Origin of the sequence: Streptomyces sp. NPDC001381, from assembly GCF_042895685.1 — a bacterium.
Classification (GTDB): domain Bacteria; phylum Actinomycetota; class Actinomycetes; order Streptomycetales; family Streptomycetaceae; genus Streptomyces.
Map to the genome: position 1 here is coordinate 428377 of NZ_JBIAWO010000005.1, position 16663 is coordinate 445039.

Consider the following 16663-nt stretch of genomic DNA (forward strand, 5'->3'; position numbering starts at 1 on the left):
GAACGGGAAGGGGGATGGCCCTCGGGTCAGCGAAGGCTGGAGTGGCGCGGATGCGAGCGCAGACGACGGGGGCGCCGGTCCTCGGGCCGGACGCGGTCGGGTCCGGGTCCCGCGAGACCCGCCCGGTACAGCCCGTGGGTGACGCGCCGTAGCGCGGCCGCCTCCAGGGCCTCCCGCAGAGCGCCGTCGCGCAGCAGCGCCTCGGGGCCCAGCAGGCCCTCGACCACCGCCAGCGCACCGGAGACGTCACCGTGGTTGAGGCGTTCGCGGACGCCGTCGAGACAGTCGGGACGCCGGTGCGCCTGGTCGATGGCCTGCAGGCAGGGCAGGGGAGTGCCGGTCAGCGCCGCCAGGAGTTCCTCCCGGCGGATCTCGTCCGGGGCGTGGTCCAGCGCGGACAGGACGCCGCCGACGAGGCCGATCCGGTGCCGGGCTCCGCGGCACTCCACCAGCCGCGGCTGTCCGGGCGGGTCCGCGCTCCGCGACGGGGCGGCCGGGGAACGGCCCGGCACCAGCGCGGAGGCGACCAGGGGGTGCAGCCGGCCGGCATCGAGCGCACCGGCGCGCAGCAGCTCCAGGTCGGGAAGCACCCAGGTGGCCGCGTCGGGCAGGACCGGCAGCGCGGAGACACCACCACCGGCGGGCGCCTTGGTGATCCGCGGTATGGGCGGCCCGCCGCCGGCCGGCTCCAGGGCCAGCCGGTGCTGGCCCCCGAGCCGTACGAGCACGGTGCCGGTGCCGCTCGGCCACCCTTCGGCGTCGAGCAGGATCGCCGCCTCGGCGGCCCACCGGTCGACGGCACAGCCGTACTCCGGCGGTACCGACTCGTGTGCCGCCCCGGAGTCCTGGCCGGTCCCCGACCGGGCGCGCAGTTCGTCCGTCCTGCGCGCGTCCCACAGATGCCGGTGCAGGTCGAGCCGGAAGCGCCGGTTGGGGCAGGGATGCGGGTGATGCCGGGGGCCGCCCGCCGCGTGGGACCCGTCCCACACCGCGAGGCTGATCCGCTGACCGGCGTCCGCCCAGGCAGGCGCCGTACGCACCACGAGATGCAGCGGACGCTCACCGCCCGGTGCGGCGACGCCGTACCGGGCCAGGGAAAGGGTCAGCCCCGGGCGCAGCAGTCCGTCGGGAGCGATCCTCGGCATGTGCCAGCGCAGCAGGTCGGGAGCCAGATGGCGCAGGTCGGCCCGGAGCCGGGCCGCCATTTCCCGGCCGTGCGAGCGCGCCACGGAACGCATGGTGAAGTCGACGTCGACGCCTGCGGCGGCACAGGCCCCCGCCCAGTCACCGGTCAGCCGGCGGGCGGTCGCAGTTTCGATCATGGAGGGCGGGACGGCGAACTCGCGCACGCGCCGCCAGAGGGAGAGCCGGGAGATCCCGTTCGCGGTCAGGGTGGGCATCAGCACTCACCTTGCGCGGACGGGACCCCCAATCCGAGAGCAGAGTATGGGGTCATCGCGATGATCGTACGGATCCCCATCGCTGCCCGCCACGTGATTTACGGGTCCGGCAGCAGCCGTCCGCGCGAGGTCACCCCATGCTCTTCGCCCCGTCGAGGGACTCGCGGATGATGTCCGCGTGACCGGCGTGCTGGGCGGTCTCGGCGATGACGTGCAGCAGGACCCGGCGGGCCGACCAGCGGGCGCGCGGTTCGAACCACGGTGCCTTCGGCAGCGGGTGGTCCGCGTCCAGACTGGGCAGGGCGGCGACCAGTTCGTCCGTACGCCGCGCCACCTCGGCGTACTCCTTCAGCACGCCCGCCAGCGTCTCGCCGGGCAGCATCCGGAACTCGTCGGCCCGCCGCGCGAAGTCCTCCTCGGTCATGGAGGCGAAGTCCGGCATCGCGGACGGGCCTTCGACGATGAAGTCCGCCCACCCCCGTTCGACCGAGGTGACGTGCTTGATCAGGCCGCCGAGACACAGCTCGCTGACGGTGGTCCGCTGCCCCGCCTGCTCGTCGGTGAGGTCGCGGGTGGTGAGGCGCAGGAAGTGCCGGTGCTTGGCCAGCGTCTCCAGCAGGTCGGCGCGCTCGCCGGTGACGCTCTGGGCGGGGGTGGTGGAGTCGCTCATGGTCCTCGTCTTCCGTGTAGGCCGTTCCGCGGTCGAGGACCACGTTAGGAGCGATAGAGGTCAGACCATGTCCTAAAGGGGCGGGCGTCGGCTCGCGTCTTCATCGCACCGCCGGCACCGCCTCCGCGCTCGCGCCCCAGGCCTCCGCGCACAGCGCCCGTTCGACCTCGTCGGTGTAGACGGCCGCGGCCAGCCAGGCCCGGGCGAAGCGGTCCAGGTCGGCCGGGAGCAGCCGGCCGAAGGCGTCGCGGGAGCGGTCCGCGGCGGCCGCGTGCAGATCGTCGAGCAGGTCGGCCGCCGTGCCGAGGCCGGCGCGGCGCAGCCGCGCGCCGTCGCCCGCCCCGCTGCCCGGGAACGCCAGCACCCGGCGGCCCCCGGCCACGGCCTGGTGCACCCGGCGGCGCAGGAGGTGCAGCGGTGCCTCGTCCACGGGGGCGACGGTGGCGGGCGCGGCCGTCGCCGGGGGCAGGTCCGCGTGCTGGAGGCGGTCCAGTCCCAGGTCCACCCGGGCGGTGGGGTCGCTGGGGTGCTCGGCGGCGAGCAGCAGGGCCCGCGGAAGCGGACCCGGCGTCAGACGGGCGACGATCCGCAGCCGGCTGCCCCGGGCGGCGGTCAGCAGACGGAGGTTGTCGCGGTAGGGGAGGGCCGGATGGTCGTGGGCCGGGGCGAGCCGCAGGGCGCGCCCCTCGCAGTCGGCCAGCAGACAGTCGCCGGTGGCCTCACGGACCGTGCCCGCGAGCGTCACGTCGAGGAAGAGCAGATCCTGTCCGCCGTTCAGGGCGCGCGCGACCTGCTCGGCGACGGGAGTCGCCCACAGCCGGCCGAGCGGCTCGGCGTTCCACGCGACGCCGGACGCGCGCACCGCCCGCACCCCCGCCCCCGCGCCGAGCCTGCCGGTCGGGGAGACGGTGGCACCGGAGACCGCGAGGCCCGCGCGCGACAGCTCCCGGTGGGTCAGGGCCGTGTCGCCGATCCGTACGGTCCGGTCGGCGGCGCCCGTCGCCCGGCCCGCTCCGCCCGGCGCCACGTCGGAGACGGTGTGCAGCCGGCCCTCGGCATCGGCGGTCCAGGTGACCGCGCCCGCGTACCCGGTCGCCGTGAGCACCGGCTCGGAGAACAGCCCGTACAGCCGCAGCGAGCCGTCCGGCCTGTACGGCTGCCGCACCGTACCGCGCAGGTCGGCGAGTTCGGCGCCGGTGGTGTGCGGGAGACGGTGGGCCACGCCCAGGACCGTGCGGAGGGTGCCGGCGAGGTCGGGGAGACGGTACGCGGGGTCGGCGGACCGGGCCGCGCGCACCCCGGTGACCACGGAGACCGCGGCCGCGGCGGCGCGGGGGAGCGCGGCGAGGCGGACGGTGTGCGCGGCGCGCAGCAACTCCGCCTGAAGCACGGCGCCGGCCCCGTCCGTACCGGCCTCCAGCACGGCGGCCGCCGCGCCGAACACGGCCCGGGCGGCGTCGAGTTGGTCCCGGGAGGGGGCCTCGTCCTCCGGTCGCGGCCCCGGCGGAGCCCCAGATGCCGTCCGCGACGAAGCCGCCGCTGCCGGATCCGGGGCGTCCGCCGCTGCCGGCACCGGGGCGTCCTCCGCCACCGGTGCCGCCGAGGCCGCCGCCGCGCGGTGCAGACAGTCCGGGGCGAGCAGACAGCCGCAGCGGATGGCGTCCGCGGTGGTCACCGTGCCGCCCGGGGCGTGCAGTTCGAGGTCGGTGTCGTCGTCGACGGCGATGCGGACGGTGTCGCCGTCGCGCACGACGGGGCGTGCCCCCAGCTTGGCGACGCCCGCGTCCAGCCGCTTGCGCAGCCGGGGCGACAGCGCCTCGACGAGTTCGGCGGTCACGGACGCGCTGACCGGAGGCAGGTCCGGGCTCATGCGATCTTCTCCCCTACCCAGCGGGCGAGTTCGAGCGGACTGAGGGCGGCCACGGGCATGCCCGCGGAGACGAGCTGACCCGCGACCCCCGTGGAATAACGCGGCCGGCCGGTGTCGTCGAGGCTCGCGCAGCCCAGCACCTGGCAGCCCGCTCCGACCAGGGCGCGGACCTCGGCGAGCAGCCCGCCGAGTGGATAGCCCTCCTCGAAGTCGCTGACGACCACGACGAGCGTGCGCGACGGCACGGTCACCAGCTCACGTGCGTGCCGCAGGCCCGCCGCGATGTGCGTACCACCGCCGACGCTCACCTCCAGCAGCAGCGACAACGGGTCCTCGACGTGTCCGGTGAGATCGATGACCTCCGTGGAGAAGGCCAGGAAGTGCGTGGACAGGGTCGGCACCCCGGCCAGCACCGAGGCCGTCAGCGCGGCCCACACCGTGGACGCCTCCATGGACCCCGAGACGTCCGTCACCAGGATCAGGCGCCAGTCCGCGGCCCGCCGCGCCCGGGTACGGAACACCGGGCGCTCCGGGACGACCCGGACCGTGCCGTCCGGGCCGCGCCGCGCGGTCGCCAGGTTGGCCCGCAGGGTGCGGGGCAGGTCCAGACCGCCGCCCGGCCGTCTGCTGGGCCGCGGCAGGGCCGTGCCGTGCAGGGCCGGGCGCAGCCGGGTGGCCAGTTCCCGGGTCAGCGCGTCGACCAGCCGCCGTACGAGCGGACGCAGCGCGGCCAGCCGGGCCTCGGGCAGCCCGCCCGCGTGGCGCAGCACGGTGCGCAGCAGATCGACCGAGGGCCGCACGCTGTCCGCGTCCAGCTCCGTCAGCACGTCCTTGCGGCCCGCCGTGGCGGCCGCCGCCAGCACCTCCTCCCGGATGCCCGGCCCGAACAGCGCCGCCAGCTCCTCCGACCACTCCCGCACCCCCGGATACGGCGCCTCCCGGCCGCCGCCGGACCCCGCACCCGTCAGATCGCCCCGGCTGCCCTCGCCGCGCCCGCTGCCGTACAGCTCGTCCAGCGCGGTCGCCAACGGGGCAGCGGACGCGGACAGCTGATCCGTGCGACGGCCCAGGACGAGCCGCCAGCGGTCGGCGGGGACCAGACGACGCTCCTCGCCGTCGGTCTCGCCCGCGCCCGCGCCCGAGCCCGCGCCCGAGCCCGCGCCCGAGCCCGCGCCCGAGCCCGCGCCCGAGCCCGCGCCCGAGCCCGCGCCCGAGCCCGCGCCCGAGCCCGCGCCGGAGCCCGCCCCCTTGCTCCCGGCCAGGGGCGTGCGGGCCTCCGCGGTGACGACCGTCGCCGCGCCGTTCTCCGGCGCGGACAGCAGCCCCAGGGACCGCAGGGCGGCGCGCGCGGCGAGGTCCGCCCGCGCCCAGGCCGCCAGCGCGGCCGGATCGACCCCGCCGGTGTCGGCCACACGGGTGCCGTGGAGGCCCTCCTCCACGGCCGAGAGGAGCCGGTCGCGGGCCGCGGGACTCAGCGCGTCGAAGCCGCCCCGCAGCGCCGGAAGGCGGTCGAGGAACGCCCGGTCGGGCAGCTCCGACACCCGGCTGAGCAGCGGCTCCAGCGCCTCGGCCGCCGCCTCGAGCAACGGCCCCGCCGCCGTCAGCAGTCCCGTCAGCCGGGCGGCCAGCGCGGACCGCGTGCCGGGGTCGACGGCACCGTCCACCCAGGAGGCCACACGGTCACCGAACGCCCGGGCGTCCTCCTGCCCGAGCAGCACCCGCACGGCCCCTGCGGCACCGCGCATCAGCGGTGAGCCGTCGGCGGCCAGCCGGGCGAGGGCGTCGGCGAGCCGGATCCCGCCCAGCAGGTCCGCGCGATGGGCGAGTTCGAGCAGGGCGTGCGCGTCGGCGGGGTCCTCGGACCCGGTCAGCCCGTCCACCTGCCGCACCGCCGCCGCGGTGAGCAGCTCGGCCACGGCGGCCGCCCGCACCGTACGGTCGTCGTCGGCGCCCAGCCCGGCGACGTGACCGGACCGGACCCGGTCCAACAAGGCAAGTCCGGCCAGGAGTTCGGGCAGTGTGCCGGACTGGGGCAGCACCTCGGCGAGGTCGGCGAGCCGCTCGTCCGCCAGTACGGGCAGACCGCACTCCGCCGCCCGCGCCAGCCCCTCCAGCACCTGTGCGCCCGTCGACCCGCCCTCGCCCCGCTCCGCGCGCCGCCGCTCCCGCAGCACACCCTCGGCGGCCTGGGCGGCGGTGACTCCCCGCACCCCGGCCGCGGTCAGCATCGCCGCGGTCGCCGGCGTCCAGCGCACCTCCCAACGGGAGGTCAGCGCCTCCGCACCGCCCGCGGCGGCCACCTCCCTGGCCTCCCCGTACGGCACGCCGCACACCGTCAGCCGGCGCAGCAGCAGTTCACGACGCCGGTCGAGATCGGACCGCAGCGGGTCCAGCCGCAGATCCCTGGCCGCGCCGCTGCCGCTGCCGCTGTCCGGGCCGGGCAGGCCGAGCTCCGTCACCTCGGCCTCCACCGCCGGGGCGAGACCGCTGCGCGGGGCCCGCGGCGCGGGGCGCCCGGTGCGGTCGCCGACCAGCACCCGTTCCATCGCCCGCGCGACGGCCCGGCCGCGCCCGTACGGCTCACCCTGCGCGAGCACCGTCTGCACCGCCTCGACCAGCTCACCCCGGCCCGCCGCGGGCAGCCCCCGCAGCCGGGCCAGATCGGAGGCGAGCCGGGTGATCTCGCGGGCGTCGGCGGGCCCGGACGGATGCCCGAGCCCCCGCAGCTCCGCGCACACCCGCACGGCCGCCCGCGTCAGCGCCTCCTCCAGCGCCGCCGGTTCTCCCGCCGCCCGCAGCACCATGTCCTGCCACTCCGGGTCCCGGATACCGGCCGGATAACCGGACCGCTCGTCCAGCAGGGCATAGGTGTACGGGATCAGCGAGGTGGTCCACGGGATCCGCCCGCCCCCCTCGGCCCCGGCGCCTCCGGCCCCGCCAGGGGCGGTTTCTTCGGCGGTGCCGGGCATGGTGCTTCTGTCGCTGCGCGGGGCGGTTTCTTCGGCGGTGCCGGGCATGGTGCTTCTGTTGCCGCGCGGGGCGGTTTCTTCGGCGGTGCCGGGCATGGTGCTTCTGTTGCCGCGCGGGGCGGTTTCTTCGGCGGTGCCGGGCAAGGGGCTCCCGTCGCCGCGCGGGGCGGTCTCTTCGCCGGTCCCCGGTACGGCGCTTCCGTCGACGTCAGGGGCGCCATTCTCACGGCCTCCCGGGACGGAGCGTCCGCCCCGCCGCGCGCCGCCCGTGCCGGTCAGCGCCGGTGCGTGGAAGGCGCCGACGAGCACGGCGGCCCGCTGCCCGTCCGCGGTGGCCTCGGCGATCCGCGCCCGCATCCACCGCTCCCGCCGCAGGTCCAGCTCGGGCACCCCGCCCGCGGCGGCCGCGTCCTCCCGCAGGGCCCATCCCGTGAGCAGGGCCGCCCGGCGCAGGGCCTCCGGCGGAGAACCCGGCGCGGTGGCCTCGACGAGCCGGTCCCACAGGTCGTCACCGGGACGGCCCGTCAGCCGGGACCGCAGCGCGGCGGTGAGCCCGAGGGACTCCCCGGGCGCCGTGACTCCGCGCCCCCCGCCCCACGCCCGGTCGGCGAGCGGCAGATCGCAGGCGACGACCGGTACGCCGTGCCGGGCGGCCCACCGCACGGCCGCCAGCTCCGGCGAGAAGTCGGCGAACGGGTAGAAGGCCGGCCCTGCGCCGCCCCGCCCGTCGCCGGGCGCGGCGGCGAGCGCGACCGGGGCCCGCGTCTCCTCGTGCCCGAGCCAGGGCAGCCACTCCTGCATCTCGGACGGCAGCTCGACCAGCACCACGTCCGGCTTCGCCTCGTCGAGCAGCACGGGCACGGCCGCGGCCAGCGACGGCGCGTGGTGCCGTACGCCGATGAGGTAGGGCGCGGCCGGATCGGTGAGGGCGGCGAGGGCCTCGTCGGGCGAACCGGGCGCCCTCGTGGCACCGGACCCGCCCGGGGCGGCGACGGAAAGCGACACGGCCGTCAGCCCTCCAGGACCGTACGCAGGTCCCACAGGGTCCGCCAGGTGGCGGAGCCCTGTTCGGCGCGACGCCGGACGGGACCGTCCCAGTAGCCGCGCAGCCGGGCCGCGTCGGCCGGGTCGTCCTTGCGGACCACGCCGAGCAGATGCCCCGGCAGCAGGCCGAGCACATCACGGTCGCCCGGGAAGTAGGCTGCCGCGAGCCCCAGCGCGCCCGCGACGGACACCGCCTCCGCCGTGCTCATCACCGTGGACGGCCGCTCCACCTCCCAGCCCTCCGCCGAACGGCCCTCGCGCAGATCCCGGAAGGCGGTGACCAGTGCCTCCAGCACCGCGTCGTCGACCTGGAAGGGCGCCCCGGCCCGCTCCACGGAGGCCCGTGCCTGACCGCGCACCAGCGCGGTCTCCGCGTCGAGGTCCGGAATCGGGCCGACCGTCTCGAAGTTGAAGCGGCGCTTGAGGGCCGCCGACATCTCCGAGACGCCCTTGTCGCGCAGGTTCGCGGTGGCGATCAGGTTGAAGCCGGGTGCCGCGTGCGCCAACGCGTCCTGGGTGCCCGCCAGTTCGGGCACGGCGATGCGCCGCTCGGACAGCAGCGACACCAGCGAGTCCTGCACCTCGGGCAGACAGCGCGTGACCTCCTCGACCCGGGCGATGCCGCCCCGGCGCATGGCGGTCAGCACGGGCGAGGGCACCAGCGCCTGCCGGCTGGGACCCTGCGCCAGCAGCAGGGCGTAGTTCCAGCCGTACTTGAGCTGGTCCTCGGTGGTGCCCGCCGTGCCCTGCACGACCAGGCCGCTGGTGCCGCACACGGCGGCCGACAACAGCTCGGACAGCATGGACTTGGCGGTGCCGGGCTCGCCGACGAGCAGCAGGCCGCGCTCCCCGGCGAGCGTGACGACACACCGCTCGACCAGGGCCCGGTCGCCGACGAACTTGCCCTCCACGACCAGCCGGCGCGGCACCCCCTCGGGCACCTCGGCGCCGTCGGGCAGCTTCAGGGCCCGGCCTTCGCTGCCCATGACGAACGTGACGACCGCACGCGGGGTGAGCCGCCAGGCGGGCGGCCGCGGACCGTCGTCGTACGCGGCGAGGAAGGCCAGTTCGGCGGCGAACCGGTCCTCCGGCGGGACGATCTGACGGGTGGGCTCGGGGGACAGCGTGGTGGTCATCGCGGTCTGTTCTTCCAGGTGGGACGGGACGGTGGTCATCGGCGGCGGCCCTTGCGGGTGGCGCGGGTGGTGAGCTCCTCGTACGCCGGGGCGTCCCCGGCGCGGACGCGGTCCCAGGCGCGGGCGAAGAGCTCGGGCACCGGCACCAGCGGCACCGCCCGGCCGTGGCCGTGGACCGGGTAGAGGCTCTGCTTCCAGAGCTCCACCGGCAGCGCGGGCGACTTCAGGTCCAGCCAGCCGCACGGCAGGAACAGGGTGCGTCCGGCGCGGGGCCGCTTGGCCTCGACGACCAGGTCGCTCGCCGCGAGTTCGGCGCGGGCCTTCTTCATCCGGGCGGGCTTCCAGCCGGTCCAGCGGGCGCAGTTGCGGTCCGTGGGGTCGGGCAGTGCGAGCAGCATCAGGTAGAGCGCCGCTGCGTCCGCGCCGAGGCCGTGCCGCTCGGCTGCCTCCGTGACCAGGGCGGGCACGCTGACGGTCGGGTCCTGCGCGTACCCCACGGGCCCCCCGGGGCCGACGCCGGCCGCGAGCGCACGGGTCAGTTCCTCGTCCAGGAGGGTCCGCAGAGCCCACATCCCCTGGCCCCGGCCGAGCCCGATGAGCCCTTCGAGCAGCCCGAACACCGGGTCGCCGGGACCTTCGAGCGCACCGGGCCGGACCAGCACGGTCTCCTGGTCGCCGTACCAGGGGCGCAGCACCAGCGCCTCGCCCACCTGCGTCAGACCCTGCACGGTGGCGCCACCGGTGGCGGGCAGACCGTACGCCTTGCGCAGCTCGACCGCGGTCGACCCGCCCTTCGCCGTCCACGCCACGTCCAGATCGATCAGCAGCCCCGGGTCGGCGACCCGGCGGCGCAGCGCGGCCAGGCTCTCCGGCAGCGCGGCCCGCAATGGGTGCCCGTACGGCAGCGAGTAGGCGAGCCCGGCCAGGGCGGCCACGGCGCGCGTCAGGTCGTACCGCCCGGGCAGCGCCGTCGGGTCCTCGGCGACGAGATCGCCGTCCTTGCCGGGCCGCTGCACCGTGGTGCGGCCGATCCAGGGCGTGCGCCCGGGGTTGAGCACCTCGTCGACGGAGCCGGTGGGCAGACCGTCCAGGGCGAGCTCCCCGACCAGGTCCTCCGGCAGCCGGACCACCCCGCCGAGCCGCTCGGCCCACACCCGGCCCGCGGCCTGGGTGTCCGGTCCCGCCGTCCACAGATCGCCGGGGTCCGAGGGCAGGAGCGCACCGACCAGCGCCGCCAGGTCGCCGTGGCCGACCGAGGTCAGCAGGCTGTCGCCCAGGGTCTTCTGGCGGGGCTTCAGCCCGGTCGCGGCGATCACCTCGGCGGTGAGCTGCGCGGGCCGGCCGGCCAGCAGCAGGGCCGCCTGCACGGGCCCCAGCCCGTCGCGCGTCGCGGCGGCCAGCGCGGCGGGCGCCTCCGGCTGCCAGGGCGCCGGGCCCTTCTCCCGGACCAGCTCGGTGACCGCCCGCAGGGCGTCGGCCGGGAACACCGCCGGGTACGCGGTCTCGCCCTCCAGCGTGAAGTGGGCGATCGCGCCGAACGCGCCGGTCGGATCGAAGTCCAGGGCGACCCAGTTCACCTGGTCGTGCTGGAGGTCGACACTCCGGCAGGCGGTGACGACGACCGTACGGCCCTCCCGGCGCAGCACCTGGCCGACCCGCTCCTGCTTGTCGTGCGGCTCGCTCAGCACGACCTCGCGCAGTGTGCCCCCGGGCCGGGCCAGCGGCCCGTCGGCGATCGCCTCGCACAGCAGCAGCAGCGCCTCCCGGTGCGCCTCGGTCACCGTCACGGAGGCGGCCCGGTAGGCGAGCGGGCGCAGCACGTCCAGCACGGACGTCCACACCGCGCCGCCACCGGGAACCGTGAACTCGTCGCTGCTCCACCCCTCGGCGGCACCGGCCCGGCGCATGGCCTCGGCCAGGGGCTTGCCGTCGGCGGGCTTCCCGGACAGCACATGGTTGACGGCGCGGATCTGCCGCAGCGCGCTCCAGCGCGGGTCGCTGCCCCACCAGCCGTGCAGCCCCGCGAGACCGGTCACGGCCTCGCGCAGCGTCTGGTCGTCGCCGTACTCGGGGCTGTAGTCGGCGAACATGCCCTCGGTGCGCCGGCTGTCCTGCTTCGGCCGCTCGACCGGAGGCGTCACGAACGCGACGGTCGACTCGTCGAGCCGCAGGGCCGCCCGCACCAGCGACGCGACGCCCGTGACCAGCCGCGGGTCGCCCAGCGCGGGCAGGGTGGCGGAGACGGCCTTCGCCAGCACCTCGTCGGCGGTCGGGACGACGGCCTTGGCGTCCGGCGTCCCGTCGACGGCCCCGGCCGCCGCGATTCTCGCCTGCCGCTCCGCCAGCACCCCGGCCCCGGCGTCCAGCAACGCGGCGGCCTGGTCGTCGGTCAGCGCGCGCAGCACGGCGGACGCCCGCTCGTCACGCGGACGCAGCGCGTGCCAGAACTCGACCGGCGGGACGAACCGGGTGCCGGCGGCGAACTCACTGCCGCGCTCCATCGGCGTGACCCGGCCCAGCTCCCCGGCGGCCGACGTGTCGCCGGCCGCGTAGAGGGCTATCTGGCGGTGGGTGCGGACCACGACGGGCTCGGCGCCCCCCGGCAGCCGCAGCGCGCCGAGCGGGACGCCCGGGGCGCGGCCACCGGCCTTGGGCAGCGCGACGGTCCGGCCGTCCGGCGTGCCCGCGACCGTGCGGGCCCCGGCGCCCTCGCCCTCCGTGCGGACCCAGCGGCCGAGGACCGTGCCGTCGGTGCCGAACGGGCTCTGCTCCAGGCCGGGTTGCAGCGGCAGGACCTCGCAGTGGTGCTGCAGCAGGGTGGCGTCCTCCCGGATGCCGCCGCGCAGGAACGCGGGCAGCGACGCACGCCCGTGCGTGCCGGTGGCCGGGTCGTACTCCAGCCACACCTGCTGCCGGCCCTGCCTGCCCTGACGCCAGAACGAGGTGCCGTCGCCGAGGATGCCGCGGCGGGGCGGCAGGACGGTGTCGCCGGGGTGCAGGCTCCGGCCGCCGGTGGCGCGGCCGCCGCCGGGCAGCGGGATGGACGGCTCGCCCGCGTCGTTGCCGCCGTACCAGTAGTGGGGGATCTGCTCGCCGCCGAGCGGGAACACGTCGGCCGGGCGGGCCGACCAGTAGCCGAACTGCTTGCCCTCCTGACGCCACATCACCAGCAGTTCGCCGTCCGTGTAGCGGAACGACGGACGGTGCCAGCGGTCGGGGTCGACGGGCAGGCGCAGGTCGTGCTCCAGCAGGATCTCCTCGGGACCGACGACGAACACCTTGTGACCGCGGGAGAGGATCAGCGCGGGCCAGGCCTCCTGGACGGTCATCGAGTGGTCGTGGTCGCGCTGGACCTTGGTCTCGGCGTGGATCCGGCGCACCGCCTCCTCGAGCGCGGGCCAGCCCAGCTCGTCCAGCAGGCCGGAGCGCAGGGTGTGTCCGAGCAGCGGCGCGGCCTCGTGCGCGGCGACCTGGGCCACGGCGGCCGGGGCCACCCGCGCGGCCACGGCACGGAAGGGCCGCAGCCGCTCCAGGGCCGTGCGGGCGGCGGGCAGGCCGACGGCGGCGGTCAGCTCCCCGGCCGCGTCCTCCAGCCACTCGCGCAGTACGTCACCGAGCACGGGGTGGGCGGCCAGGGCCTCCAGCACCTCGGGAGCGGGGCGGCTGCCGCCCACCGTGCTGATCTCGCGGTACAGCAGACGCCGGGAGCGCCCGTCCGCCGCCGTCGCCGTCAGGTCGCGCCGGCCGGGGCGGGTCTCGCGCAGCCAGCGGTCCAGGCCGAGGTGGACGACCTCGCCCTCGCTGGGCGGCGCCAGCGGCACGTCCCGCGCCACGCACAGGTCCAGCAGGTCGAGGTCGGCGCCGGCGTGCCAGCGGCCGGTGACCAGGTCGACGGGACGGCCCCGCTCGCGCAGCCGGGGCGCCATCCGCTCGACGAGGGCGAGAGTGGCCGGGGAACGGCCGCAGAAGGTGCCGCCGTGCTTGCGGTGCAGAGCCCAGCGGGTGAGCCAGTCCGCCGCGTCGACCTCGTCCGCCGCCGCACCGGCCTCGCCGGTGAGCAGCAGGTCCGCCCGGCACTCCGCGAGCAGCGCCAGCCAGAACTCGTCGTCCTCGACCGAACGGCCGAGACCGGCCGGCATGATCTCCAGCAGCCGGCGGCGCACCTCCGGCTGCCGCTCGGCCAGCACGACCAGCGTCGCCCGGTAGAAGTTCCAGAAGGACGCGGGGGCCCGCACCGCCGCGGGCGAGGCGAGCAGATCGGCGACCAGCCCGCACTCCTCGGTGACCCGGTCGAGCCCGGCCGCCCTGATCAGCCCGCGCGCGTCCTGCGGCAGCGAGGCGTACGGCGGCATGCCGGCCGCGCAACGCTCCACCGTCAGCTGCCGGAACTGCGCCCACGCCTCGGCCGGGCTGAGCCGCGCGGCGAGCGCCTTGACGTGCTCCTTGAGCGCCTTGACCGTCAGCGCCCCCGCGAAGGCGAACTCCAGGAACACCGCACGCTGCCGGTCCTCGTCCACCGTCAGCGCGTGCACCCGCTCGGCCTCGCGGGCCTTGCCGAAGAAGGCGGCGGCGTACGTCGTGTTCTCGTGCTGAAGGAAGACGCGCGCGGCCTGTTCGTAGAACGTGGGAAGGAAGTGCGGCACGGCCCGGCCGAGCCGGGTGCCGAGCTCCTCGAAGCCGTCCTTGGCGTTGCCGGGGCGGGACTTGGCCTGCCGCGCGAGCCGCTCCACGTCCCTGACCAGGGCCAGCGCGTGATGGCCGTTCGCCGGGTCGTTGACCAGCGCCCAGGCCGGGAAGCCGAGGGTCTCCCGGCGCACCTGCCCCACCTCGGGGACGTCCGCGTCCCGCACCAGGCCGAGGAAGTCCAGGGCGAGGTCCTCGGCCTCGCCGAGGGTCCCCGGCACCAGCCGCACGATCGGCCGCTCGTCCAGCACCGGATGGGTGTACGTGCGGACGGTGAGCGTGTCGGCGTCCTCGCGGCCGGTGCTGCCCGGCGGCAGGACCGCCCCCGCGTCGAGCAGCGCGCCCGCGGTGGTCTCGTCGTAGGTCGTCATGCCGCCCGCTCCTCGTCCTCGATGTCGCGTCCGGCGTACAGCGCGGCCGCCATCCGCATGCCCTCCGACCAGGCCACCGGCCCCACCTCACGCAGCTTCAGCACCCGGCCGGCGGGATCGGTGAACACCAGCGGGCCGGTCTCGGACTCCTCGTAGCCCTCGTAGTCGCCCACCCAGACGCGCGCCTCGACGGTGCGTCCGTCCTCCAGGACGGAGTGGACGGCGTTGCCGCCGCGCACGCGGTAGCCGAGCTGGGTCACCCGGCCGTGCAGGAACCGCTGCTCCTTGAACGCCCCGCCCGCGTACTCCTCGACCGAGGCGGCCTCGGCGTCCAGCGTCGCCGGTCGGTGCCACACCTCACGGAAGAGCTGCTGGGCCCGCTGCTCCACACCGAGTTCGACGGCGAACTCCCGCAGCTCCTCCAGGTCGTCGAGGAGCACCGGGTGCGGCAGGCGGACCAGGTCGGGGGTGAGGCGCACGGTGTCGCCGTCGAGGTCGACCAGACCGAGGCCGCGCTCGGGGTCGGCGTCCCGCAGGAATCCGGCCACCTCGCCGTCGGCCCCGGTGACGACGAGGTCACGCAGGGCTGCCTGCCAGGCCGGGTCGGGCCACACCCGGGCGAGGACCGCGAACGGCACCGGCAGCGAGCGCACCATCCACCGCTCCACGTCGGCCAGGCACTGCCGTTCGTGCCGCTCCAGCCACTCGACGAGCTGACGCAGTCCCACCACCGCAGGATCGTCGGCGATCTTGGGCGGCACGGACTTCAACCGCCGCCCCGCCGCGTTGCGGCACACCACCTTGCCGTCGTCGAGGGCGACTTCGTAGTCGCCGGCCGACACCCACCCCATTCGTGCCTCCCACACCCGCTTGGATCAAGTGAGGGGAACAGTAGAACAGGCCACTGACAACGGGGCCGGGACGGAAGGCCGTCCAGGGGCCGGCGGGACGAAGTCCCAGGTCATCGCGGTGTACTTGGCCCGGCTGGGTGCATCGGAGGCGGGCCTCGGGGGAGGGTTCCGGTCACGGGACGCGCGACGGCGGTGCGCCGAGGGAGGTCCCGTCCGGGTTCCCTCCGCGCACCGCCGCTGCCGTCCGGATCAGCCCTCGACCCAGCCGTGGTTCTTCGCGAACTGCGCGAGCCCGGCTCGCACCTGGACGATCTGCTCTCCGGTGAGCGAGGGCGCCGCGGTCAGCAGCGCCTCGGTGACGTCCCGGGTGAACTCCTCGGTGCTGAGCACATCGCACAGCACGTCGTCGTCCGCCGCGAGCGGCTTGCCGTCCGCGCCCCGCGCGAGGCGGACCCCGGACGCCTTGGGGCCGCGCTCGCCGTCCTCGATCTCGAACTCCACGACGATGCCGCGCCGCACCTGCGACTCGGGCATCAGCATGTCGTTGACGTGCAGGAAGACATCCTCCCCGCCGTCGTCGGGCGCGATGAACCCGTAGCCCCGCTGGCTGTCGAAGCGCACCACACGACCAGCAACCATCCCAACCCCCAACAACCTCGAAACACCCACTTCGGTGAACCTGCCCAGATCGTAGTCAAACCGACCGCCCCAGGCGACTCCCCGGGGCTCATCGCTCCCGGTACAGCGCGGTGAGCAGCTCCAGCACGGACTGTGTCGCGGGGTGCGGGTCGTCGCGCCACCACACGAGACGCACCGCGACGGGCTCCGCGTCGCGCACCGGACGGTAGGCGACCCCGGGCCTCGGGTACTGGTTGGCGGTCGACTCGGCGGTCATGCCGACGCTGCGGCCGGTGGCGATCACCGTCAGCCAGTCGTCGACGTCATGCGTCTCCTCGGTGGCGGGCCGAGCGTCGGGCGGCCACAGTTCGGGGGTGGTGGTACCGGTGCGGCGGTCGATCAGCAGAGTGCGCCCGCTGAGGTCGGCGAACCGCACGGAGTGGCGCCGGGCCAGCGGGTCGTCGGCGGCCAGCGCGCACAGCCGCCGCTCCAGACCGACGATCACCGACTCGAACCGCCGGTCCTCCAGGGGCCTGCGCACCACCGCCATGTCGCAGGCGCCCTCGGCCAGCCCGGCGGTGCCGGAATTCACCCGCACCAGCTGCAACTCCGTCTCCGGGCTCCGCTCCGCCCAGCGGCGCTGGAAGGCGAGGGTGTGGCGGCCGAGCGCGGACCAGGCGTAGCCGATCCGCAGCCGGGTGTGTCCCGAGGCGGCCTCCCGCACCAGCGCCTCCACCTCACCGAGCACCCGCCGGGCGTGCGCCGCGACGCGCAGCCCGGTCGCGGTGGGCGTCACGATCCGTGAGGTCCGCCTCAACAGCCGCACGCCCAGGCCCTGTTCGAGCGAGGCCAGGGTGCGGGAGACGGCCGCCTGGGAGACTCCGAGCACGGCGGCCGCGTCCGTGAAGCCGCCCTCGTCGATGATCGCGACGAGACACCGTAGCTGTCGTAGGTCCACACCCGGGGTCATATCCATGACTCCAGCGTATAGACGGCACGGCACATGCATTTTGCGCAAGGCCGGGTCGGGTGGACGATCCGACCGTGCCTG

The 16663-nt window shown here is 76.1% G+C and carries 9 protein-coding genes; all 9 read right to left on the minus strand.

All coding sequences use genetic code 11. From position 1 onward, the window contains the following. Nucleotides 1–26: 26 nt before the first annotated feature. Nucleotides 27–1400: a hypothetical protein gene (locus ACFY2L_RS24620; RefSeq protein WP_390823391.1), complete on the minus strand. Its 1374-nt coding sequence runs from the start codon at nucleotides 1398–1400 to the stop codon at nucleotides 27–29. A 130-nt stretch (nucleotides 1401–1530) separates the two neighbouring features. Next, nucleotides 1531–2070: a DinB family protein gene (locus tag ACFY2L_RS24625; RefSeq protein ID WP_390823392.1), complete on the minus strand. Its 540-nt coding sequence runs from the start codon at nucleotides 2068–2070 to the stop codon at nucleotides 1531–1533. A gap of 100 nt (nucleotides 2071–2170) precedes the next feature. Continuing rightward, on the minus strand, nucleotides 2171–3940 hold the full coding sequence (locus ACFY2L_RS24630; protein ID WP_390823393.1) for a hypothetical protein: 1770 nt from the start codon (nucleotides 3938–3940) through the stop codon (nucleotides 2171–2173). Beyond that, the gene (locus ACFY2L_RS24635; RefSeq protein ID WP_390823394.1) at nucleotides 3937–7914 is read right to left on the minus strand and encodes a DUF5682 family protein; all 3978 of its coding nucleotides are present in this window, start codon (nucleotides 7912–7914) and stop codon (nucleotides 3937–3939) included. Before ACFY2L_RS24635 ends, ACFY2L_RS24630 begins: the two co-directional genes overlap by 4 nt. 5 nt (nucleotides 7915–7919) lie before the next feature. Beyond that, nucleotides 7920–9089, minus strand: a complete 1170-nt coding sequence (locus tag ACFY2L_RS24640) for an AAA family ATPase (RefSeq protein WP_390823503.1) — start codon at nucleotides 9087–9089, stop codon at nucleotides 7920–7922. A 35-nt stretch (nucleotides 9090–9124) separates the two neighbouring features. Further along, on the minus strand, nucleotides 9125–14143 hold the full coding sequence (locus ACFY2L_RS24645) for a hypothetical protein (protein WP_390823395.1): 5019 nt from the start codon (nucleotides 14141–14143) through the stop codon (nucleotides 9125–9127). Then, complete coding sequence (locus tag ACFY2L_RS24650) at nucleotides 14140–14994, minus strand: DUF4132 domain-containing protein (protein WP_390657521.1); 855 nt, start codon at nucleotides 14992–14994, stop codon at nucleotides 14140–14142. The genes ACFY2L_RS24645 and ACFY2L_RS24650 overlap by 4 nt, the downstream gene beginning before the upstream one ends. A 249-nt stretch (nucleotides 14995–15243) precedes the next feature. After that, complete coding sequence (locus ACFY2L_RS24655) at nucleotides 15244–15633, minus strand: cold shock domain-containing protein (RefSeq protein WP_328483468.1); 390 nt, start codon at nucleotides 15631–15633, stop codon at nucleotides 15244–15246. Nucleotides 15634–15721: 88 nt separating this feature from the next. Then, a complete protein-coding gene (locus ACFY2L_RS24660) occupies nucleotides 15722–16588 on the minus strand; it encodes a LysR family transcriptional regulator (RefSeq protein ID WP_390823396.1) in 867 nt (288 codons plus the stop codon). Nucleotides 16589–16663 lie beyond the last annotated feature (75 nt).